Source organism: Variovorax sp. CAN15 (assembly GCF_030462475.1).
GTDB lineage: Bacteria > Pseudomonadota > Gammaproteobacteria > Burkholderiales > Burkholderiaceae_C > Variovorax.
In genome coordinates, this window is record NZ_JASMRZ010000086.1 from 1 (window position 1) to 20684 (window position 20684).

Sequence of the window (20684 nt, forward strand, 5' to 3'; positions counted from 1 at the left end):
GGTGCGGTCGGCGATGAGCTTCGGTGCGGTCGGCGATGAGCTTCTTCAGCTGCTCCACCTGCGCCGGTACGCCGAGTGCGGCCTGGATGGCTTCGGGCCGCTCGGACTGGATGGCCTCCAGCCCTCCTTGCACCTGCGCGATCGAATAGCCGGCTTCGCCGCCCACGGCGGTGAGCGCGTTGTGGGCAATGGCGATGTCGCGCACGCGGATCGGCCCCACGCCGCGCGCGATGCCGACCTGCGCCTCGTAGAGGTCGCGCAGGCCCATGGCCTCGTCAGTCAGCGGCGCGAGTGCGTTCAGGCGCATCGTCGGGTCGTTGTCGTCGTCGGCATCCAGCTTTGGATGTATGCCGTCCCAGAAGGTGTCGAGCAGGCCGTTGAGCAGCCGCAGCCCGGCGGCGAAGCCTTCCACGCCCTGCATGCGTGTGGATGCACGCAGCAGCAGCACGGCGGCGCGCACGTCCTTGCTGCGGCGAAGGATGCTCTCGGCCTTCTCGCCCACCTCGCGCCACTCGGGCTCGACCGCGGGAATCACCGTGTCGCCGAACTGCTGCTCGGGCTTGCCCTGCGCTTGCGCGACCAGCGCCATGAAGTCCGCGTCGTACTCGAGATCGTCGCCGCACGGCGATGCATCGCCGATGGGCGCGAGCAGTGTTGCAGCGAGTTCGTTGTTCAGCATGTTGCCTATCGGAGTTCGCTGGTGATAATCAAAGATGCGTCTTGACCGGTCAATGCAACGAAGGGAATAGCATGCGCACGCTGGGTACACACCATTCGTCCTATGAGGGCTTCCTTGCCGCGGCAAGGCGGCGCCACATCGCCGTTCTTGGCCTTGCTGGAGCCGGTCTTCTGCTTGCGGGTTGCGCGGCCAAGCCCGTGGTCACCACCATGGCAGTCACGCTCACCGCAGGTGCCGACGCCAACCCCGATGCGCGCGGCCGCGCATCTCCGCTCACGGTGCGCGTGTATGCACTGAAGTCGCCCGGCCCCTTCGAGGGCTCCGACTTCTTCTCGCTGTTCGAGAAGGACCAGGCCACGCTCGGCGCCGAACTCGTGCAGCGCGAAGAAGTGCTGCTGCGGCCCGGCGAGACAAAGAAGCTCGAATTCAACCTGCCGCCCGACGCGAAGTCGATGGGCGTGATGGCCGCCTACCGCGACCTCGACCGCGCGCGCTGGCGCGAGGTGCGCCCTGTGGTCACCGGCAAGGCGCAGTCGCTCGACGTGACGTTTGGCGCCCGCGCGATGCGCATCGACGCCAAATAGTCCCCTCTGTGTCGCTCATTGGGGCCTTCCCGGCCGTACCAGTGGCTGGTCGACGGGAAGGAAATGCTCGAACAGGTCGTGCACGAAGGCACCGCCGGCCCCGTCCGAGGCGGATGCCGTGAGATAGAGGCCGCGCCATCGCGGCGCGCGCGGTCCCTTGACCTGGTTCTCGAAGAGCACCTGGGCGAACCGGCGCAGCCCGGGCTGCAGGGCGCGCACCGCTTCCACGAATTCATGAATCGCCAGCCGGCCGCTGGAGCCGGGCTGCTCGCGCAGCAGCGACATGCGCAGCGCATGCAGCTGCTGCGCGAGAGGTTCGAACACGGCGTCCAGTCGTTCGCCCGCCGGTGTGTCCATGAAGGCGGAGAGGTCGGCCAGCCTGTGTCCCAGGGCCTGGGAAAGTACTTCGGGCGGCAGCGCGCCGCGCAGAGTCGTATAGCCGGGCAGCCGTTCGAGCCCGGTCACGACGAGGTAGGCGGGCATCTGCAGCCGCAGCCCGTCGCTGGCTTCGCCGAGCAGGCGGCGGGTTCGCGCGGCGAGCGACTCCAGCTCCGTGGCCTCGGCGTCCAGCAGGTCGCTGGCCGCTACCGCCACCACGAGGCCGTTGAGCGGGAGACGGTCGCGCCGCTCGGCCAGCGCCAGCAGCGACTGCAGCCACACGCTGTGCGCCTGCGGCGTGCCGGCCGCGCCAGCATCGATCTCGACGGCCACCAGGCGGCGGGTCAGCCACCAGTGCCACCAGCCGGCTCCGGAGGCTGCGTCTGCGCGTTCGGCGTGCGCGGTCGCGAACAGGCCCGCCAGGTTGGCCGATGCATCGCCGAAGAAGAGGAACCACGGCACTGGCGCCGAGGGGCTGGCCCATGGCGCGCGGCGCATGGCCTGCTGGGCCTGCGCCATGCTTTCCTTCAGCTGTTCGAGGGCCAGCGCGGTTCCACCTGCATCGGCCGCCGGCTCGTCGAGCGCCGCAAGACGCTTTTGCAGCCCTCGCCGGCGCGCGCCCCGGCCGGCATCGCGCACTACCGCGTACAGCAGGCCGAAGCCCAGCAGGCACAGCGCCAGCAACAGCCAGAAGCGGTTGGCGGGCGAGAGCAGCAGGGCGCTCATCGCGAGACGGTCTCCAGGAAGACGAAGTCGGCGATCAGCCGGTCGCCGTTCTTGCTGGCCGCAAGCGACTCGCGCAGCCGCAGCAGGTAGGCGGACGCGAGCTCGAAGGGCGGCCTGTCGGCGGTCTCGGTGAGCTGCGTGGGCGAGGAAAGCACGGTGATCAGCACGCTGCCGAAGGGCGGGCTCACCAGCCAGCTGGAGGGGATGTCGCGGCCCATCTCCAGTGCCTCGCCCGCGCGCAGCCGCGTGGGTGCCTGCCCTGCGTTGAGGTGCATGACGGAGCCGTCGGCCGTGTAGTAATCGACCCAGATATAGCTGTCGTGGCGCGGTGCGGTCACCTGCACGCGCACGTTGTCGCCCTCGCGCAGTCGACCGTCGTGGGCGGTGGGCGCGCTCACGGCCAGGCCGTAGGTCTTCTCCGCGTTGCGCATCTGATAGGGCTTGAGGATGGCGAACACCTCGCAGTGCGGCCATATGCGCAGACCGATATCGAAGCTCGGTGCCTTGACGCCGGGCAGCGCGCTTACTTCGAGTTCGACGCGCGGCAGGTCTCCGGGCTGCGAGACGAAGCCGGCGACCCGCGTGCGGCCTTCGCGGTCGACGCTGGCCGTGAGGTCGGCGCAGGCGAATGTCTGCAGGTGCTGTTCGATGCGCTGGGCCAGGCCGGTGTCGGCCGCCGGCGGGGCGCTGGACCACAGCCACAGCAGATACAGCAGTGGCAGCGCGAAGGCCAGCGCGGCGGCACCGAGCAGCAGCGTTCGGTCGCGCCGGCGGGTGTCGTTGGGGCCGCGCGGGTCGGGCACGCCATAGGGCTGGGGCGTGATGCGGTCCTGCGGCAGGCTGCCCGTCGACAGCGGGCGCAGCAAAAGCTGGCGGCCGTGCAGATCCTTCAGCTTGCCCAGCTCGCCCAGGTCGCCGTCCTCGAAGTAGTACTGGCCCTTGAAGCCGAGCGCCAGCGCATGCCAGTACACCTCGCGCACCGCGTCGTCGCTTGGACCGAGGGCCGAGAGGTGATGGAAGAACTCGCTGTGGGCGTTGTTGGAGTTGAAGAGCTGAACCTGCAGCGCAGGCGCGATGCCCGTCGCGGCGGCGGCCTCCGGGTGCCGCTCCAGGATCTCGTCGATCCAGGCCACCATCGCGAAGGCGGCCGACTCGATCTGCGCGGCGGGCGCGCCCGAGACCTGCGCCGCAGCGCGCGCCGCGTCGAGCTGCTGGCGGGCTTGTTGCTGCGCCGCATCGTGCGAGAGCACAGGCGCGCCGGAGGCGATGGACGCATCCAGCGCGAGGCCGGACGAGATGAAGCTGGAGAAGCAGTCTAGAAGGCGGGCCATGGGCGGGCCCGCTCATTCATGCATTGCGAAGGATGCCTTGCACCGGCGTCTGCAGCGATGGCACATGCCCATGTCCCCGGTTCCTTCGATTGGGCGTCCATTCTTTCAAAGGGCTCGCGACGGGCGCCATACCGCTTGGGGTCTATGCCGTTGGTGGGGCCGACGGCCTTGCTGCGCGTGGATTTCGCCGGTATCTTCAGCGTCTGCCGTGCTTCGCACGCTGGGATACGGGGAAAAGACATCATGAAAATACTGATCGCCGACGACCACCGGCTCGTCATCGAGGCGGTCAAAGCCAAGTTGTCGGAGCTGGAGCCCGGCATCGAATTCGTCCTGGCGATGAGCGTCGACGAATTGCTTGCCGGAGCCACCGACGACCTCGACCTGGCCCTGATCGACCTCAACATGCCCGGCGCGGACGGCCAGGCCCACATCGACCAGATCCGCCAGCGCCATCCGGCGGTGCCGGTGATCGTGCTGTCGGGCTACGAAGACCCGGCCATCATGCGCAGCGCGCTCGAGCGCGGCGTGCTCGGATTCATTCCCAAGGCCTACTCGCCCGACGTGATGCTCTCTGCCGTGCGGCTGGTGCTGGCCGGGGGCGTTTACGTGCCGCCGATGATGCTGACGGCCGTGCCCCCCGGCATCGTGGCCGGCATGGCCCAGCAGGCGGGCACCGAAGCGCTCGCGCGGGGCGCGGGCGGCGGCGGCAACGGAGGCAGCGGCACCCAGACGCTGGAGCACCTGCGCAACGTGCTCACCGAGCGGCAGGTCGAGGTGCTGCAGCTGCTGTCGCAAGGCAAGCCCAACAAGCTCATCGGGCGCAGCCTGGGCATCAGCGAGGGCACCGTGAAGATCCACCTGGCGGCGATCTTCCGCGCGCTCAACGTGCGCAACCGCACCGAGGCGGTGGTGGCCGCCCAGGCGCTGACCGAGGCGCAGCAGGCCTGAGGGGCCCGCACGTTCCGGTTCGCTCCTCTTCTCATTGCACCAGCAGTTCGAATTCCGACACGGTCATTGCGGACGTGTTGTCGAACTCGATCCGGTACTTGCTGTAAGCCTCCGCGCCCGCCTTCAGCGCGAAGGGACGGGTCTGCTGGCGCCACGTGAAGCTTTCGTTGCTGCGCTCGTCCAGCGTGACCCAGGTGGCGCCGTCCTTCGATGCCTTGAGCTTCCAGCTCCTCGGGTCCTGGCCGGCGTCCTGCGTGCCTGAGGTCAGGGTGTAGATCCTGGGTACGCTGGCGGGCTGGCCCGTCGCGGCATCGGCCTCGATCCACGCGTTGGCCGATGTGCTCTGCCAGGCGGAGTCGGAGTCGCGGTCGTAGACGTTCTGCAGGTCGCCGGCCGAGCTCGACGACACCGTGTAGCTTCCGGTGGGCAGCAGCGACCTGAGCGGCGCCGGCTTCGCGTTGCCCTGCGTGATCGAGCTTGGCACGTCGTTCTCGCCCGTGCCCCACGAGGAGGGCTGCGCGCCCATGACGAACTCCAGCGTGGCGCCGTCGGCGATCTCCTTGTGCAGCAGGTAGCTGCGCGTGATCGGCTGGCCGTTCAGGCGCAGGCTCTGCACATAGCGGTTGGTGTCGCTCACGCCGGGGGCGGTGATGACGATGCGCTTGCCGTTCTCCAGGTTCACGACCATCTTCGGGAAGTAGGGCGCGCCGATCGCGTACTCGGGCCGGCCCATGCTCACCGGGTAGAAGCCCATGGCGCTGAACACGTACCAGGCCGACTGTTCGCCGTTGTCCTCGTCACCGTAGTAGCCGCTGCCGTCGGACACGCCGTTGGCGTCGAAGCCGGATGTGTAGAGCTTGCTCATCACGTCGCGCAGGTACTTCTGCCCCTGCGAGGGAGCTCCGGCGTAGTTGTACATATAGATCGAGTGGTGCACCGGCTGGTTCGAGTGCTGGTACTGGCCGACGCCCGCCAGCAGGCTGACCGCGCGAGCCTCCTTGATCTCGTGGATCACCGTCCAGTAGCTGCCGCGCTGCAGGTAGGCCGGTGCGGAGAAGAAGGTGTCGAGGCTGGCCTTGAGCTGCGCGCGTCCGCCGTGCAGGTTGGCCAGGCCCTGGCCGTCCTGCGGCGCGAGGAACTGGTAGGACCAGGCGTTGCCCTCGGTGTAGCCGTAGCCCCAGTCGTCGGGAGTGGTGCCGCCGTCGGTCCATTGGCCGGTGCTGTCCTTCTCGCGGAACCACTTGCCGGCCCAGGCACCCGTGCCCTGGTCCGAGAAGAGGCGGGTGTAGTTGAGCGCGCGGTCCATGTAGTAGGCCTGGTCGTCGGGCTTGTTCAGCGCCTTGGCCATCTGGGCGATGCCGAAGTCGTTGAGGTCGGCCTCCAGCGACCAGGCCACGCTCTCGCGCGACATCGCGTCCGAGGGCACGTAGCCGTGGAACACCGACTTGTTCATGCCCTTGCGGCCCTTGGCGCCGTCGGTGCTGTTGACCGAGGCGTTGCGCAGCATCGAGGCATAGGCCGCGTCCGCGTCGAAATTGCGCACGCCCTTGAGGTACGCGTCGGCGAAGATCACGTCGGAGCTGGTGGCGACCATGCTGTCCCGGTAGTCGGGGCCCGACCAGCGCGGCACCCAGCCGCCGTCCTTGTAGGCGTTGACGAAACCGTCCAGCATCTCGCCCGCCTGGGTCGGAACGAGCAGCGAATAGAGCGGCCAGGTGGTGCGGTAGGTGTCCCAGAAGCCGTTGTTGACCCAGATCTTTCCCTGCCTTTTGGGCGTGCCGGAAACGTACGGGCTCATGTAGGTGGGCGTGCCCTTGCCGGTCGTTGCGTCTCGCACGTTCTCCCAGGCGGAGTTCGGATAGAGGAAGGCCCGATACATGTTCGAGTAGAGCGTGATCTTCTTCTGCTCGAAGGCCTTGATGGCGGCGGGCGTCGCCGCGTCCTCGGTGCTGCCTTCCACCTGGACCGTGTTGAGCTTGTCGTCCCACGCCGCGGCCGCCAGTTGCTGGACGTCGTCGAAGCTCCTGTCGCCGATTTCCTGCACCAGGTTGTCCTTCGCCTGCTCGACGCTGATGAAGGACGTGGCGATCTTCATGCCCACGACCTTCGCGTTGCTCGGCGTCGCGAACTGCACCCAGGTCTTGAGGCTGCCGGCGTCGATGTTCTTCGATGCGGTGATGGGCGCGTCGAACTTCGCATAGAAGTACATGAGCGGCGCGTTCTTGTCGCCGTTGTTGTCCACCCTGCCCGATACCGCATTGGCGGCCGTGTCGACCGCGAGGTTGCCCGAGCCTTCGCCGGCGAAGCGGTCGAACAGCACCGTGGAGGTCGACATCGCGGCGGGCGCGGTGAAGCGGAAGTAGGCCGCATGGTCCGTGGGCGTGATCTCGGTGCGGATGCCGTTGTCGAAGATCACGCTGTAGTAGTGGGCATGCGCGACTTCCTTGGCCCGCGAGTAGGTCTGCGCGCGGTTGTCCGGATTGAGCTTGCCCAGGTCGCCGATGGGCATGATCGCGAGCGACTGCCTGTTGCCGATCCAGGGGCTGGGCTCGTGTACCGTGGCGAAGGCATGGATCGTCTTGATCGGCGCGCCGTCGGAGGTTTCGCCGGTGCTCGTGTGGAACTGGTAGAACCAGTTGTTGTCGTTGCGGTTGACCGGCGTCCAGAAGTTGAAGCCGAAGGGAACCGCGATGGCGGGAAAGGTGTTGCCGCGCGTGAAGTCGCCGCTCGAATTGGCGCCGCGCATGGTGTTGACGTAGTTCGCCAGCGGTTGCTTGGCGAAGGCAGCGGGCCCGGAATGATTCGACCCATCGGAGCCCGTGGTCGATGGTGTCGTCGTGGTTGCGGTGGTGCCGCCGGACGCGTCGCCGACGGCTCCTCCCGTCGTCGAGGAAGGCGCCGTTCCCGTGCCCGTTCCGGGCAACGGCAGGAACGATCCGTTCGATCCACCGCCACCGCCGCCGCATGCGGACAACGATGCAAGTCCCATGGCCAGCGCGAGCCGGCGCAGTCTTCGAGTGCTCATCTGTCTTGCTCCCTTTCGAAATCGCAGCACGCTGCGCGTTTCAGTCTAGGTACGGGGGGACGAAGGCGGTGCCTGTGCTTTCCCGAAAGCAAGATGTCGTTGAGAACGCAACTTGATGGCGGTTTTCGAATACGCACTCTTGTTGCGTTATCGGCGCAACAAGGATGCGGGTTCAGGAGCCCCTGCAGACGGGCGATTTGGCATGGGAGTTGCGGAAATCCGAGCGCATTGCAACAGACACAAGGAGGAATGCCATGCACCGGAAGATTTCCAGCGGAAACGGGAAAGAAGAGACCTCGCCCGAGGCGCTGCGCCGCGCGTTGCTGCGCGCCGGCATCATCCTGCCCTTCGGATCCACGGCCCTGCTGGCCGCTTGCGGCGGAGGCGGTAGCGGTGGGGGCGCCGCCTTCCCTCTCGCGGGCATGGCCCCTGCTGCCTCGCCTGCACCAGCACCTGCGCCTGAATCTTCATCGCCCCCGGCCGAGCAGGCCGCAGCGGCGGAACCCCAGCCTCTGCCGGTACCTCCCACCGAGCCGCCGCCACCCAGGCCCGTGCAGAAGGCGGTCAAGAATGTGCGCATCCTCAACCTGCAGACGCCGACTTTCACGCCGCCCGCCAACCAGCGCAAGAGCGGCGACGACATCAAGACCTACACGCAGAGCGCGCTGCAGGGCAAGTTCGAGCTGCTGCGCGATGCGCTGATGCAGGGGTTGCCCGGGAAGACCGGCGAATCCGACCTGTGCTACTTCGTGGTGCCCGAGTTCTACTGGAACGTGAACTGGGATGCAGTGAAGAACGAGGACGAGATCAGGATCTTCTCCAGCACCTGCGTCGTCGAGGTGCAGAAGCATGTGCGCGAGCTGATCGCGCTCTTTCCGCAGGAGAAGTACGGCAAGCTCGCACTGCTGCCGGGCACCACGCAGGTGCTGAAGAAGCAACTCGGTGCGGCGGCTGCACCAGCCGGTGCTCCCGCGTCGCCCGTCGCCGACAAGGATCTGCCTGCGTACGAGGCGCTCAACTATGTGCTGGTGATCGACAACTTCAGCAAGAGCAACCCCGATGGAAGCCGCCCGATCGCGATGTGGCCCAAGCGCCATGTTTCGGGGATCGACTTGAAGATGGGCGGATCAGTCGCGAAGGACGGGCAGTCGTACTGGAAGGCGCTGCTGGGCAACCTCGACATCCTGGTGACGAAGAGATCGACGACCGTTGCCGCGTACTTCGCCGATGGCAAGGAGTTCAAGGGCTTCGACAACGATCCGCTCGGGGGCGTGCCGTTCGGCGTGGACGTGTGCCTCGACTACGCGGCTGCCTACACCGACAGCGAGTACACGCGGATGTCGCAGATCGAGGACACCAACTTCATCCTCGACTTCCTGATCGCGTGCGGCATGACCGTCGACGAAAGGCACAAGTACCTGCCGTCGGTGCAATACATCGTGAGGAACGACGGCATGAGCTACGGCAAGGTCAACGGCACCTGCGAGATCTACAAGCTCGCAGGTCCGAGCAGCGGTACCCGCACCGCGCTGACCGGCAGGCCGAGGAACGAACGGGTGCCACAGACCGAGGTCGCCAGGCCGCGGGCCGACAGCATCCTGTTCGATTCGTACATCGAGATTCATCCGCTGTGGCAGTACCCCATTGCTCCGTTGCCCGCCGGGGCGCCGCCATCGCCGCCCACCGAGGCACTGCCGTCGCTGCTCGCATAAGCCGAGCCGGCGCGGCTACCAGCGGTAGCTGAACTTCGCCTGCACTGCGCGCCGCTGGCCGAAGTACTGGCCGTTGCCCGCGACGTAGCTCCTGTCGGTGAGTTTGGTGGCGTTCAGCGCGAAGCCGTAGGGACCCCGCTCGTAGCGCAGCGCAGCGTCCACCAGCGTGTAGGGCGGGTAGTAGCTGCTGTTGTCGATGCTGGCCGGCACCTTGCCGACGTGGCGTATGCCGCCGCCGACGCTCCAGCCCTGCGGCGCGGGGCTGCCGAAGCGGTAGTCGAGCCACGGCGAGGCGGTCTGGCGCGCTGTGTTCAGCGGCTGTTTGCCTATCTCCGCCGGGTTCAGGCTCTGGGTGAACTTGGCGTCGAGCAGCGTGTAGCTGGCCACCAGCTTGAGCTGCTTCGTGAGCGCGGCGCGCGCCTCGAATTCGGGGCCGCGCGTGCGCACCTCGCCGATCTGCGAGACCGGGCCGATCACGAAGGGGTCGAAGGTGGGCGAGTTGTTCTTGCACAGGTCGAAGTCCGACACGGTGAAGAGCGTGTCGATGCCGGGTGATCGGTACTTCAGGCCCGCCTTGAACTGGCGGCCGAGATCTGGCTTCAGCAGGGTGCCAGCCCGTTCTGCGCCAGGTACAGCATTCCCGCGTTGTAGGTGGTCTTGGTGTTGGTGTCGATGTCGAAGGAGGAGGTCACCAGCCGGTTGACGCTGCTGCGCGCGGTCGTGCCGCACCGTGAGTCCCGGCGACCACGGCCCCTTGCGCATCTGGTCCTGAACGTAGAAGCCGCGCTGCGCGATGCCGTTGTCGCCCAGCCCGCTCACGGGCGGGCCGGACAACGGCTGGCCATACGCCGGCGCGAAGGCGTCGATGGAGGGCACCGGGCCGATGCCGCCTTGCTGCGAGCTGACCCGCGCCATCCATCGCCTAGGCGGCGATGTCGTGCATGCGCGGCGGTTTCAAGGGAATCCGTGGCACGCGGGATGCGGGCGTGTGCATGTCCTGCGGCGGTGGCGCGTCACACCACGCGGCGTGGCGTTGCGCCGTCCGCAGATTTCGGAGAGTTCCGGCGCCAGCTCGGTGGCCGGCGGGCGTTCTTGAAGCGCGGTGGCCGGCTCGGCCGATGCCTCGCAATTGGGGCTCGACAGATGAAGCCCGGCGATGACTGGCGCCATCGCCGCGTCGTGCGGCCTGGCCAGCGCGGCAAAGCTTCTGGCAGCCCGGTGCGAACACGAGCAGCAGAGCGAGCAGCCAACGGGGCATCGTCGGCAAGGGAATGTGTCTTTTTTTCTTCAGCGCTTGGCGAAGACGCCGTTCCACGCGAACACCGAGTTGGGAGCGTTCACGCGCAGCGGCAAGGCGGCCGGGCTCAGCGGGGCTTCTTTCCTCTTCGGCTGCGAAGGTTCGTGCTCCACGCGCACGCCCTTGGCCAGCTGGTCTTCGACCAGGCTCTGCAGCGTGACCGAGCCCAGGAACTCCATCACATGATGCTTGGCGGAGGCCCACAGCGCCTCTGTGGAGTAGCAGCCCTTGCTGCCGGCCTCGTTCTTCTGCGACGAGTCTTCTGCGTCTGACAGCGGCTGGCCATCGACCGATGCGAGGATGTCCGCCACCGTGATTTCGGACGCCCTGCGCGTCAGTGTGTAGCCGCCGCCCGGTCCGCGTGTAGCCTTGATCAGCGCGTGCTGGCGCAGCTTGCTGAACAGCAGCTCGAGCGACGAGCGGGCAATGTGCTGGCGCTTGCTGATCGACGCCAGTGGCACGGGGCCGTCCTGCTCGCGCATCGCGACATCGATCATGGCCGTCAAGGCGAAGCCGCCCTTCGTCGTGAGACGCATGGAGTGTTCCTCGGTGTTGGGTTTTGCAAACAATGGTGCATAGGTGTCCGAAAGGCCCCGAAAAGTTTCCGGGGCATGGCAACTACGGTTTTGAAACACTTTGAAAGGGCGCCCTGTGCCCAAGGCGGGCGAGGGCGCCGATGCTCTGTAAAGTGTCGGGCGATTCCGCAACCATCCCGTCTGCCTGCCTTGAATTCTTTTCGCCTCGACCACACCAGTTTCGACGCGGCCATCGTCGACCTCGATGGCACCATGGTCGACACATTGGGCGACTTCGCCGCTTCGCTCAACCGCATGCTCGACGACCTCTCGCTTCCGCACGTGGCGCCCTCCGCCATCGAGACCATGGTGGGCAAGGGCTCGGAGCACCTGATCCATTCGGCGCTCGTGCATGTGATGGCGCCAGCCATTGCCGATGCCAATGAGGCCGGCGCGAAGGCCCGTGCGCTGTTCGACCGCGCCTGGGAGCGCTACCAGCATCACTATCTCGCCATCAACGGACGGCACTCGGCGGTGTATCCCGGCGTGGCCGAGGGGCTGAAGGCACTGCGTGCGCAGGGCCTGCGGCTGGCGTGCCTCACCAACAAGCCGACCTCGTTCGCCAAGCCGCTGCTGGCCGACAAGGGGCTCGACGGCTTCTTCGAGCGGGTGTTCGGCGGCGATGCCTTCGAGCGCAAGAAGCCCGATCCGCTGCCGTTGCTGAAGACCTGCGAGGCGATGGGCACGGCGCCCGCGCGCACGTTGATGATCGGCGACTCGAGCAACGACGCGCGCGCCGCGCGTGCGGCGGGCTGCCCCGTGGTGCTGGTGACCTACGGCTACAACCACGGCGAGCCGGTGCGCGGCGTGGATGCCGACGGCTTCGTCGATTCGCTGGCCGAGCTGGTGCCGGCCGCGGGGCGCTAGCAGGCCTCGCTGCGATGCCTACTGCTTTCCGAGCAGTGCGTCCTTGAGCTTCCAGTCGGCCGGGTTCGGGCCCAGCCAGATGCGCAGCAACGCATTGAAGAAAGCCTGTTCCTTGATCGGATCGGGTTGCGGCACGCCGCGCACGGTGATCAGCGTGCCGGTGCCGGGAAGCCAGTCGACGGTGAAGGTGTCGCCGGCCTTCAGCTGCTTCTGGTCGGCGAACATCTGGCCCATGCGCAGCAGGCCCGGGATGAGATTGACCATCTCGCTCTTGGGCGAGTTGTCTTCCACGCCCTTGGTGAAGAGCTTGCCGAGTTCGTTCGCGTCGATGTCGCGCAGCATGGTGATCGACACCCGCTTGGGGCCGGGTGCGGCCAGCGCTTCTTCCGTGGTCGACACCTTCTTGCCCACGTACAGGCCTGCTGCGTAGACCTTGAAGATGGCCTTGTAGCGGATGCCCGCGCCGTTGAGCAGCAGGGGGCTGCCGCGCAGTTCCATCTGGTCGTCGAGCCTGACGCCGCCCACGTCGACCTGAGCGGCCGAGGCACCGAGGCTGGCGGCGGCAAGGCAGGCGGCCAGGGCGAGGCGAGAGAACATGGTCGTGAACGGAAGGGCGGTCAACGCTGTCTCCTGGGATTTTTGCGAACGGTCGTTCGAATGTATCTTTTTGTTCTACTTGTTCGGCCTCGGGGGAACCCTGAAAGCACTGCCGATGCGGTCGATTGAACGCCCGGGCGTTTTCGTGGGCTAAACTCCGCAACTCATATGTTCGTTCATCACATCATTCAAACAGGTGAAGGCAGCCGGGGAGCCTGGCCCTGGCGTCGCCATACTTCGCTGACTGTTTGATTGCACGGCGCACGCCGTGCGCCCGCGGTTCCGGATCGACACATACTCGACGACGCCGGACCACCCGTGAATGACCTTGCCCCCGGCCAAAGGAGCGCCGGCTGGCAATTGGAGAACGAACCCGTGATCACCGAACTTGAATTCAAGAGCCTCAGCGCCCAGGGCTACAACCGCATTCCGCTGATGGCCGAGGCCTTTGCAGACCTCGAGACCCCCCTTTCCCTTTACCTCAAGCTGGCCCATTCGCAAGGCGGCGGCAAGCACAGCTTCCTGCTCGAATCGGTGGTGGGCGGCGAGCGCTTCGGGCGCTACAGCTTCATCGGACTGCCGGCCCGCACTCTGCTGCGCGCCAGCGGCTTCGGCGCCGAGGCCGTCACCGAGGTGGTGACCGACGGGCAGGTGGTCGAGACCGTCCGCGGCAACCCGCTCGACTTCGTGGCCGAGTACCAGAAGCGCTTCAAGGTGGCGCTGCGGCCCGGCCTGCCGCGTTTCTGTGGCGGCCTTGCCGGCTACTTCGGCTACGACACCGTGCGCCACATCGAGCGCAAGCTGGAGAAGAGCTGCCCGCCCGACGCGCTGGGCTGCCCCGACATCCTGCTGCTGCAATGCGAGGAACTGGCGGTCATCGACAACCTCTCGGGCAAGCTGTACCTCATCGTCTATGCCGACCCGAAGCAGCCCGAGGCCTATGCGGTAGGCAAGCGCCGCCTGCGCGAGCTGAAGGAAAAGCTCAAGTACTCGGTGAGCGCGCCCATCGTGAAGCCCACGCAGCCGCACCCGCCCGAGCGAAGCTTCGCCAAGGCCGACTATCTCGCGGCCGTGGAGCGCGCCAAGGAAATGATCGCCGCCGGCGACTTCATGCAGGTGCAGGTGGGACAGCGCATCAGCAAGCGCTACACCGAGTCGCCGCTGTCGCTGTACCGCGCGCTGCGCTCGCTGAACCCGTCGCCCTACATGTACTACTACAACCTCGGCGACTTCCACGTGGTGGGCGCGTCGCCCGAGATCCTGGTGCGCCAGGAGAATACCGGCGACGGCGAGCAGAAGATCACCATCCGCCCGCTGGCCGGCACGCGTCCGCGCGGCGCGTCGATCGAGCTCGACAAGGCGGCCGAGGTGGAGCTCATCAATGACCCGAAGGAACGCGCCGAGCACGTGATGCTGATCGACCTCGCGCGCAACGACATCGGCCGCATCGCCAAGACCGGCACCGTGAAGGTGACGGAAGCTTTCGCGGTGGAGCGCTACAGCCACGTGATGCACATCGTGAGCAACGTCGAAGGCACGCTGAAGGACGGCATGACCGCCATCGACGTGCTAAAGGCGACCTTCCCGGCCGGCACGCTGACCGGCGCGCCGAAGGTGCACGCGATGGAGCTGATCGATGAACTGGAGCCCACCAAGCGCGGCCTGTACGGCGGCGCCTGCGGCTACATCAGCTATGCGGGCGACATGGACGTGGCCATCGCCATCCGAACCGGCATCGTGAAGGACCAGATGCTGCACGTGCAGGCTGCGGCCGGTGTGGTGGCCGACTCGGTGCCGGAACTGGAGTGGAAGGAAACGGAGGCCAAGGCGCGGGCGCTGCTGCGCGCGGCGGAGCTGGTCGAGGAGGGGCTGGAATGAGCGCCGGCCCCGACATTCAAAGCGATTTCTCGCACGAGATCATCGGCGCGGCCGTCGAGGTGCAGCGCGTGCTCGGCACGGGGCTCGACGAAGCGGCCTATGCCTCTGCGCTGGCCATCGAGCTCGCCGAGCGCGAGATCGGCTTCGCGCGCGACGTGGCGCTGTCCGCCAGCTACAAGGGGCGCGCGCTCGGCGAGGTGTACCGCGCGGGCTTCGTGGTCGAGCAGTCGGTCATCGTCGAACTCAGGGCGGTCGACGTGCTGACCGACCTGCATCGCGCCCAGATGCTGGCCGCGCTGCGTCTTTCGGGCCTCAAGCTGGGCCTTCTGATCAACTTCAACGTGTTCCCCGTCGTCAAGGGCGTGCACCGGATTGTGAGCAAGCCATGAAACTGCTGATGATCGACAACTACGATTCCTTCACCTACAACATCGTCCAGTACTTCGGCGAGCTGGGTGCGGACGTGCAGGTGCACCGCAACGACGAGATCACGGTCGAGCAGATCGGCGAGCTGATCGCCTCGGGCGTGACGCGGCTGGTGGTGTCGCCGGGGCCTTGCTCGCCGGCGGAGGCGGGCGTGTCCGTGGCGGCCGTCGAGGCCTTTGCGGGCAAGCTGCCCATTCTTGGCGTGTGCCTGGGCCATCAGGCGATCGGCGCGGCTTTCGGCGGCAAGATCGTGCGCGCGCAGCAGCTCATGCACGGCAAGACCAGCGAGATCACGACCACGCAGGAAGGCGTGTTCGCGGGGCTGCCCCAGAGATTCGTCGTCAACCGCTACCACTCGCTTTCCATCGAGCGCGAGAGCTGCCCGAAGGCCCTGGCTGTCACCGCCTGGACCGACGACGGCGAGATCATGGGCGTGCGGCACACGGGCTTCGCGCACGATGTGCGCATCGAGGGCGTGCAGTTCCATCCGGAGTCCATCCTGACGGAGCACGGTCACGCCATGCTCAGGAACTTTCTGGATTGACCGCCACCATGACCATCGATCGCACTTCCGTCGTCGACCTGCGCAGCGACACCGTCACCCAACCCACGCCCGCGATGCGCGAAGCCATGATGGCTGCGCCCTTGGGCGACGACGTCTTCGGCACCGATCCGAGCGTGAACGCGCTGCAGGAAAAGATCGCGGCCATGCTGGGTTTCGAGGCGGCGCTGTTCGTGCCCACGGGCACGCAGAGCAACCTGTGCGCGATCCTGTCGCACTGCGGGCGGGGCGACGAGTACATCGTCGGCCAGCAGGCGCATTGCTACCGCTGGGAGGGCGGTGGCGCGGCGGTGTTCGGCAGCGTGCAGCCGCAGCCGCTCGATCACGCGAGCGACGGCACGCTGCCACTCGCTCAGATCGAGGCGGCCATCAAGCCCGACGACGCGCACTTCGCGCGCACGCGKCTGCTGGCACTGGAGAACACGCTGGGCGGCAAGCTGCTGCCTTTCGAGTACGTGCAGGCCGCGACCGATCTCGCCAAGAGCAAGGGACTGCAGCGCCACCTGGACGGCGCACGGCTCTTCAACGCCGCGACCGCGCAGGCCGCGCTGAACAAGCGCAGCGACATCCGCGCGGAAGCCCGCCGCATCGCGCAGTGCTTCGACAGCGTGTCGGTGTGCTTCAGCAAGGGGCTGGGCGCACCCATCGGCTCGGCGCTGGTGGGTTCGCGCGAGTTCATCGCGCGGGCGCACCGCATTCGCAAGATGGCCGGCGGCGGCATGCGGCAGGCCGGCCTGCTGGCGGCGGCGGCATCGCACGCGCTCGACCATCACATCGACCGCCTGGCCGACGACCATGCGCTGGCGCAGCGGCTCGCACAGGGGCTCGAAGGCATCGAGGGGCTGAAGGTGGAGGCGCCGCACACCAACATCGTGTTCGTCGATCTCACCGGTGCCGCGCAGGCGCGTTCCGCTGAACTGCTCGCGAGCCTCAACCAGCAGGGCATTCTTGCTACGGGGCTCTACCGGCTGCGCTTCGTGACGCATCTCGATGTCGATGCCGCCGGCGTCGACCGCGCGGTCACGGCGATCCGCGGATTCTTCAACGCCTGAGCCCCAGGGGAGCAAGATGCCTGATCTTCCTCATCTGCTCGCCTTCATCGCCGCCGGCTGGCTGCTCAACCTCACACCGGGGCCCGACGTGCTGTACGTCGTGACCAACTCGCTGCGTTCAGGCGTGCGCGCCGGCATCATGGCCGGGCTCGGTATCACGGCGGGTTGCTTCGTCCACATCTTTGCCGCCGCCGTGGGCGTCGGCACGCTGATGGCGACGTCGGCCGCTGCCTTCACCGTGCTGAAGTACATCGGCGCGGCGTACCTGCTGTACCTCGGCGTGCGCATGGTGCTGTCGCGCGCTCAGCCGCCGGCCGACCTGCGGGCCGAGGCCGCGGCTGGCGCAGAGCGAAGTCTGAAGGCGATCTTCCTCGGCGGCTTCTGGACCAACGTGCTCAACCCCAAGGTCGCGCTGTTCTTCCTGGCCTTCGTGCCGCAATTCATCGCGCCCGGTGCCGGCAACACGGCGCTCTACTTCGTGCTGCTGGGCGTGCTGTTCAACGTCAACGCCATTCCCGTGAACGTCGGCTGGGCCGTCGCAGCGGGCTGGATGGCCCGCCGCGGCGCCGTGCAGAAGGGCATGCACTGGCTCGACCGCGCCGCCGGCGTGCTGTTCATCGGCTTCGGCCTCAAGCTCGCGTTCACCGATGCGCCCGCAGCCGTCCGCGTCGGCCGCTGACTGATTCTTTTCGAGGAGACTTTCCATGATCACCCCCCAGGAAGCGCTGCAGCGCACCATCGAGCACCGCGAGGTCTTCCACGACGAGATGCTGCACATCGTGCGCCTCATCATGAGCGGCGAATGCTCGCCTGTGATGATGGCCGCGCTGATCACCGGCCTGCGCGTGAAGAAGGAGACCATCGGCGAGATCACCGCCGCCGCGCAGGTGATGCGCGAGGTGTCGACCAAGGTGCCGGTGAAGGACACGACGCATCTCGTGGACATCGTGGGCACCGGCGGCGACGGTTCGCACACCTTCAACATCTCGACCTGCTCGATGTTCGTGGCGGCCGCAGCGGGCGCCAAGGTGAGCAAGCACGGAGGGCGCAGCGTGTCGAGCAAGTCGGGCAGCGCCGACGTGCTGGAGTCGCTGGGCGTGAACATCAACCTCAAGCCCGAGCAGATCGCGCGCTCCATCGAGGAGTGCGGCATCGGCTTCATGTTCGCGCCGAACCACCATCCGGCGATGAAGAACGTCGCGCCGGTGCGCAAGGAGCTGGGCATCAAGACCATCTTCAACATCCTCGGGCCGCTGACCAATCCGGCTGGCGCGCCGAACATCCTGATGGGCGTTTTTCACCCCGACCTCGTGGGCATCCAGGTGCGTGCGCTGCAGCGGCTCGGTGCCGAGCACGCGGTGGTGGTCTACGGGCGCGACGGCATGGACGAGATCTCGCTCGGCGCGGCCACCATGGTGGGCGAGCTGAAGGATGGCGAGATCCGCGAATACGAACTGCACCCCGAGGACTTCGGCTTCCAGATGTCGAGCAATCGCGCACTGCGCGTGGAGACGCCCGAGCAGTCGAAGGCGATGCTGCTGGGCGTGCTGGACAATCAGGCCGGCCCCGCGCTCGACATCGTGCTGCTGAACGCCGGCGCGGCGCTCTATGCGGCGAACGTGGTCGACTCGGTGCAGGCGGGCGTGGAGCGCTCGCGCGCCGCCATCGCCTCGGGCGCGGCGAAGGCCAAGCTGGCCGAGCTGGTCAAGGCCTCCGCCGCCGTCTGAGCTTCAAGAGAACAGGAACCCCAGAAGCCATGTCCGACATCCTCGACAAGATCGTTGCCGTCAAGCACCAGGAGGTGGCCGCGGCGTTGAAGCGCGCGCCGCTCGAAGCCGTGCGCTTCGACGCCGAGAGCCGCGTGCTGACGCGCGACTTCGAAGGCGCGCTGCGCGCCAGGATTGCTGCTGGCCATGCCGCGGTGATCGCCGAAGTCAAGAAGGCCAGTCCGAGCAAGGGCGTGCTGCGTGCGGACTTCATTCCGGCCGACATCGCGCAGAGCTACGCCGAAGGTGACGGTGAGATCAGCGCGGCCTGCCTTTCGGTGCTGACCGACAAGCAGTTCTTCCAGGGCGGCGTGGACTATCTCAAGCAGGCGCGCGCCTCGTGCGACCTGCCGGTGCTGCGCAAGGACTTCATCGTCGACGCCTACCAGGTGTACGAGTCGCGCGCGATGGGCGCCGACGCGATCCTGCTGATCGCCGCCTGCCTCGACGACGCGCAGATGAAGGACTACGAAGCCATCGCACGCGGGCTGGGCATGGCCGTGCTGGTGGAGGTGCACGACGCGGCCGAGCTCGATCGCGCGCTCAAGCTGAAGACGGCGCTGATCGGGGTCAACAACCGCAATCTGCGCAACTTCGAGGTGTCGATCCAGGCGACCATCGATCTGCTGCCGAAGCTGCCTGCGGATCGCCTGCCGGTGACGGAGTCGGGCATTGGTACGCGAGAGGACGTGGCCACCTTGCGCGCTGCGGGCGTCAACGCCTTCCTGGTCGGCGAGGCCTTCATGCGCGCCAGGGAACCCGGCGAAGCCCTCGCCGCATTGTTCAAATGAGCCGGCCCGATCAGCTGTCGAGCAGCGATCCGGCTGACTGGCCGGTTGCACCGGGCTGGCAGCCGCTGGTCGATGAATTCTTCGACGGCCCCGTTGGGCAGAAACTGCAGGGTTTTTTGCGAGAGCGGCTCGATGCGGGCGCCGTGATCTTTCCGCCGCAGCCGCTGAGGGCGCTGGAACTCACGCCACCGGACGACGTGCGTGTGGTGATCCTGGGCCAGGACCCGTACCACGGGCGCGGCCAGGCCGAGGGGCTCGCCTTCTCCGTGGCGCCGGGCGTGGCACTGCCGCCGTCGCTGCGCAACATCTTCAAGGAACTGCAGCGTGACCTCGGGACGGCGCCGCCGCCGTTTCCGAATCCGGGTGGCAGCCTGGTGAAGTGGGCTACGCATGGCGTGCTGCTGCTCAACACCTGCCTGACGGTCGAGGAAGCGCAGCCTGCCAGCCATTCCGGGCGTGGCTGGGAAGTGCTGACGGATGCGGTCATCCGGCATGTTTCGAATGGCGTCAAGCCTGTTGTTTTTATGCTCTGGGGGTCGCACGCGCAAAGTAAGCGGGCGTTGATCGATGTTGGGCGACATAAGGTGCTGATGTCGAATCATCCGTCGCCTCTTTCGGCCCTGCGGCCGCCGGTGCCGTTCATCGGCTGCGGGCATTTCGGCGAAGCGCGTGCGTGGCGGGAGGCGCAGCGGCCGGCGGGGTGAACTTAGGCGATAATCGTGGGCTAACGCCTCGAGCGGTTCTCCAGCATCTTTGTTGATGCTTGGGTTTCCGGGTAGTCACAAAACCGTGCTATATTTCGAGGTTCGCCGGAGAGGTGGCCGAGTGGTTAATGGCAGCAGACTGTAAATCTGCCCTCTTACGAGTACGCTGGTTCGAATCCAGCCCTCTCCACCAGCGATGAATTTGGTTTCTAAGAGCGATTGGATTTCGCGCTTTGGGTGCCTTGGGTGCCCCCGATGCGGGAGTAGTTCAATGGTAGAACCCCAGCCTTCCAAGCTGATGACGCGGGTTCGATTCCCGTCTCCCGCTCCAGAGACCCGGTTCGGTGCCGGAAAGCGAATTGGTTAGGCAAAAGCCCTTTTGGCTCAGTGGTAGAGCACTCCCTTGGTAAGGGAGAGGTCGCGGGTCCGATTCCCGCAAAGGGCACCAGTTTTTGGGGGTTGCAACGGTCGTTTTGCAACCCATCTGCATACGTTGGAAACGTTTTTTTCGGAGTCGAAAAATGGCAAAAGGTAAATTCACCCGCACCAAGCCGCACGTGAACGTGGGCACGATCGGTCACGTCGACCACGGCAAGACCACGCTGACGGCTGCGATCGCCACGGTGCTGTCGGCCAAGTTCGGCGGCGAAGCCAAGGCCTATGACCAGATCGACGCTGCGCCCGAAGAAAAGTGACATCGATCTTGTTCTTGGCCTTCGACAGTCTTGTTCTTGGCCTTCGACAGTTCACCGAACAGCTTCACGGGACCGAAGTCATACGAAG

19 protein-coding genes, 3 tRNA genes and 1 pseudogene are annotated in these 20684 nt (G+C 66.6%); 16 read left to right on the forward strand and 7 right to left on the reverse strand.

Going from position 1 to position 20684, the window contains the following annotated elements; genetic code table 11:
• Positions 1–679, reverse strand: a 679-nt coding sequence (locus QMO14_RS28865; RefSeq protein WP_301511388.1) for an ImpA family type VI secretion system protein, incomplete at its 3' end; no start/stop codon positions are given.
• Between the two features lie 71 nt (positions 680–750).
• On the opposite strand from QMO14_RS28865, the gene tssJ reads away from it, so the two are divergent.
• Positions 751–1263 (forward strand): type VI secretion system lipoprotein TssJ, encoded by a 513-nt coding sequence (gene tssJ / locus QMO14_RS28870; RefSeq protein WP_301511391.1) that lies wholly within the window; start codon positions 751–753, stop codon positions 1261–1263.
• 15 nt (positions 1264–1278) lie between these two features.
• On the opposite strand, the gene QMO14_RS28875 is transcribed toward tssJ, so the two are convergent.
• Positions 1279–2367, reverse strand: coding sequence for a type VI secretion system protein (locus QMO14_RS28875; RefSeq protein WP_301511392.1), 1089 nt, complete (start codon positions 2365–2367; stop codon positions 1279–1281).
• Positions 2364–3698 (reverse strand): DotU family type IV/VI secretion system protein, encoded by a 1335-nt coding sequence (locus QMO14_RS28880; RefSeq protein WP_301511393.1) that lies wholly within the window; start codon positions 3696–3698, stop codon positions 2364–2366. The genes QMO14_RS28875 and QMO14_RS28880 overlap by 4 nt, the downstream gene beginning before the upstream one ends.
• Before the next feature lie 243 nt (positions 3699–3941).
• On the opposite strand from QMO14_RS28880, the gene QMO14_RS28885 reads away from it, so the two are divergent.
• Positions 3942–4649, forward strand: coding sequence for a response regulator transcription factor (locus tag QMO14_RS28885; RefSeq protein WP_301511394.1), 708 nt, complete (start codon positions 3942–3944; stop codon positions 4647–4649).
• Positions 4650–4680: 31 nt separating this feature from the next.
• Here the strand turns inward: QMO14_RS28885 and QMO14_RS28890 are convergent, their stop codons facing one another.
• A complete protein-coding gene (locus QMO14_RS28890; protein ID WP_301511395.1) occupies positions 4681–7674 on the reverse strand; it encodes a GH92 family glycosyl hydrolase in 2994 nt (997 codons plus the stop codon).
• A gap of 254 nt (positions 7675–7928) precedes the next feature.
• Here QMO14_RS28890 and QMO14_RS28895 point away from each other — a divergent pair, with 254 nt between their 5' ends.
• On the forward strand, positions 7929–9386 hold the full coding sequence (locus tag QMO14_RS28895) for a hypothetical protein (RefSeq protein WP_301511396.1): 1458 nt from the start codon (positions 7929–7931) through the stop codon (positions 9384–9386).
• A gap of 15 nt (positions 9387–9401) precedes the next feature.
• On the opposite strand, the gene QMO14_RS28900 is transcribed toward QMO14_RS28895, so the two are convergent.
• A complete protein-coding gene (locus QMO14_RS28900) occupies positions 9402–10301 on the reverse strand; it encodes a TonB-dependent siderophore receptor (protein WP_301511397.1) in 900 nt (299 codons plus the stop codon).
• Positions 10302–10673: 372 nt separating this feature from the next.
• A complete protein-coding gene (locus tag QMO14_RS28905) occupies positions 10674–11219 on the reverse strand; it encodes an Rrf2 family transcriptional regulator (protein ID WP_301511398.1) in 546 nt (181 codons plus the stop codon).
• 189 nt (positions 11220–11408) lie between these two features.
• Between QMO14_RS28905 and QMO14_RS28910 the strand changes: the two genes are divergently transcribed.
• A complete protein-coding gene (locus QMO14_RS28910) occupies positions 11409–12125 on the forward strand; it encodes a phosphoglycolate phosphatase (protein ID WP_301511399.1) in 717 nt (238 codons plus the stop codon).
• 18 nt (positions 12126–12143) lie between these two features.
• Here QMO14_RS28910 and QMO14_RS28915 read toward each other — a convergent pair whose 3' ends face one another.
• On the reverse strand, positions 12144–12722 hold the full coding sequence (locus QMO14_RS28915; protein WP_301511408.1) for a chalcone isomerase family protein: 579 nt from the start codon (positions 12720–12722) through the stop codon (positions 12144–12146).
• A gap of 375 nt (positions 12723–13097) precedes the next feature.
• Here QMO14_RS28915 and trpE point away from each other — a divergent pair, with 375 nt between their 5' ends.
• The 12 genes and pseudogenes from trpE to QMO14_RS28975 form a co-directional block, all read left to right on the forward strand.
• Entirely contained in the window at positions 13098–14600 is a 1503-nt protein-coding gene (gene trpE / locus QMO14_RS28920) for an anthranilate synthase component I (protein ID WP_301511400.1), read from the forward strand.
• Entirely contained in the window at positions 14597–14989 is a 393-nt protein-coding gene (locus QMO14_RS28925; RefSeq protein WP_301511401.1) for a GxxExxY protein, read from the forward strand. Before trpE ends, QMO14_RS28925 begins: the two co-directional genes overlap by 4 nt.
• Entirely contained in the window at positions 14986–15570 is a 585-nt protein-coding gene (locus tag QMO14_RS28930; protein WP_301511402.1) for an aminodeoxychorismate/anthranilate synthase component II, read from the forward strand. Before QMO14_RS28925 ends, QMO14_RS28930 begins: the two co-directional genes overlap by 4 nt.
• Before the next feature lie 8 nt (positions 15571–15578).
• Positions 15579–16640, forward strand: coding sequence for a low-specificity L-threonine aldolase (ltaE, locus tag QMO14_RS28935; RefSeq protein ID WP_301511403.1), 1062 nt, complete (start codon positions 15579–15581; stop codon positions 16638–16640).
• Between the two features lie 16 nt (positions 16641–16656).
• Entirely contained in the window at positions 16657–17319 is a 663-nt protein-coding gene (locus QMO14_RS28940; protein WP_301511404.1) for a LysE family translocator, read from the forward strand.
• A 25-nt stretch (positions 17320–17344) separates the two neighbouring features.
• Positions 17345–18367: an anthranilate phosphoribosyltransferase gene (trpD, locus tag QMO14_RS28945; protein WP_301511405.1), complete on the forward strand. Its 1023-nt coding sequence runs from the start codon at positions 17345–17347 to the stop codon at positions 18365–18367.
• 29 nt (positions 18368–18396) lie between these two features.
• Positions 18397–19197: an indole-3-glycerol phosphate synthase TrpC gene (gene trpC, locus QMO14_RS28950; protein WP_301511406.1), complete on the forward strand. Its 801-nt coding sequence runs from the start codon at positions 18397–18399 to the stop codon at positions 19195–19197.
• Positions 19194–19901, forward strand: coding sequence for a uracil-DNA glycosylase (locus QMO14_RS28955; RefSeq protein WP_301511407.1), 708 nt, complete (start codon positions 19194–19196; stop codon positions 19899–19901). Before trpC ends, QMO14_RS28955 begins: the two co-directional genes overlap by 4 nt.
• A gap of 107 nt (positions 19902–20008) precedes the next feature.
• A tRNA-Tyr gene (locus QMO14_RS28960) sits at positions 20009–20094 on the forward strand.
• 64 nt (positions 20095–20158) lie between these two features.
• A tRNA-Gly gene (locus QMO14_RS28965) sits at positions 20159–20232 on the forward strand.
• A gap of 42 nt (positions 20233–20274) precedes the next feature.
• Positions 20275–20349 (forward strand) — tRNA-Thr (locus tag QMO14_RS28970).
• Positions 20350–20422: 73 nt separating this feature from the next.
• Positions 20423–20593: pseudogene (locus tag QMO14_RS28975) on the forward strand (GTP-binding protein); the annotation flags it as partial.
• Between the last annotated feature and the right edge of the window lie 91 nt (positions 20594–20684).

Coding starts and splice junctions, on each gene's coding strand:
- trpC (WP_301511406.1), top strand. CDS start 18,397: ATGTCCGACATCCTCGACAAGATCGTTGCCGTCAAGCACCAGGAGGTG.
- QMO14_RS28890 (WP_301511395.1), bottom strand. CDS start 7,674: ATGAGCACTCGAAGACTGCGCCGGCTCGCGCTGGCCATGGGACTTGCA.
- QMO14_RS28955 (WP_301511407.1), top strand. CDS start 19,194: ATGAGCCGGCCCGATCAGCTGTCGAGCAGCGATCCGGCTGACTGGCCG.
- QMO14_RS28885 (WP_301511394.1), top strand. CDS start 3,942: ATGAAAATACTGATCGCCGACGACCACCGGCTCGTCATCGAGGCGGTC.
- QMO14_RS28905 (WP_301511398.1), bottom strand. CDS start 11,219: ATGCGTCTCACGACGAAGGGCGGCTTCGCCTTGACGGCCATGATCGAT.
- QMO14_RS28915 (WP_301511408.1), bottom strand. CDS start 12,722: ATGTTCTCTCGCCTCGCCCTGGCCGCCTGCCTTGCCGCCGCCAGCCTC.
- QMO14_RS28930 (WP_301511402.1), top strand. CDS start 14,986: ATGAAACTGCTGATGATCGACAACTACGATTCCTTCACCTACAACATC.
- QMO14_RS28925 (WP_301511401.1), top strand. CDS start 14,597: ATGAGCGCCGGCCCCGACATTCAAAGCGATTTCTCGCACGAGATCATC.
- QMO14_RS28875 (WP_301511392.1), bottom strand. CDS start 2,367: ATGAGCGCCCTGCTGCTCTCGCCCGCCAACCGCTTCTGGCTGTTGCTG.
- tssJ (WP_301511391.1), top strand. CDS start 751: ATGCGCACGCTGGGTACACACCATTCGTCCTATGAGGGCTTCCTTGCC.
- trpD (WP_301511405.1), top strand. CDS start 17,345: ATGATCACCCCCCAGGAAGCGCTGCAGCGCACCATCGAGCACCGCGAG.
- QMO14_RS28880 (WP_301511393.1), bottom strand. CDS start 3,698: ATGGCCCGCCTTCTAGACTGCTTCTCCAGCTTCATCTCGTCCGGCCTC.
- QMO14_RS28900 (WP_301511397.1), bottom strand. CDS start 10,301: ATGGCGCGGGTCAGCTCGCAGCAAGGCGGCATCGGCCCGGTGCCCTCC.
- QMO14_RS28940 (WP_301511404.1), top strand. CDS start 16,657: ATGCCTGATCTTCCTCATCTGCTCGCCTTCATCGCCGCCGGCTGGCTG.
- QMO14_RS28895 (WP_301511396.1), top strand. CDS start 7,929: ATGCACCGGAAGATTTCCAGCGGAAACGGGAAAGAAGAGACCTCGCCC.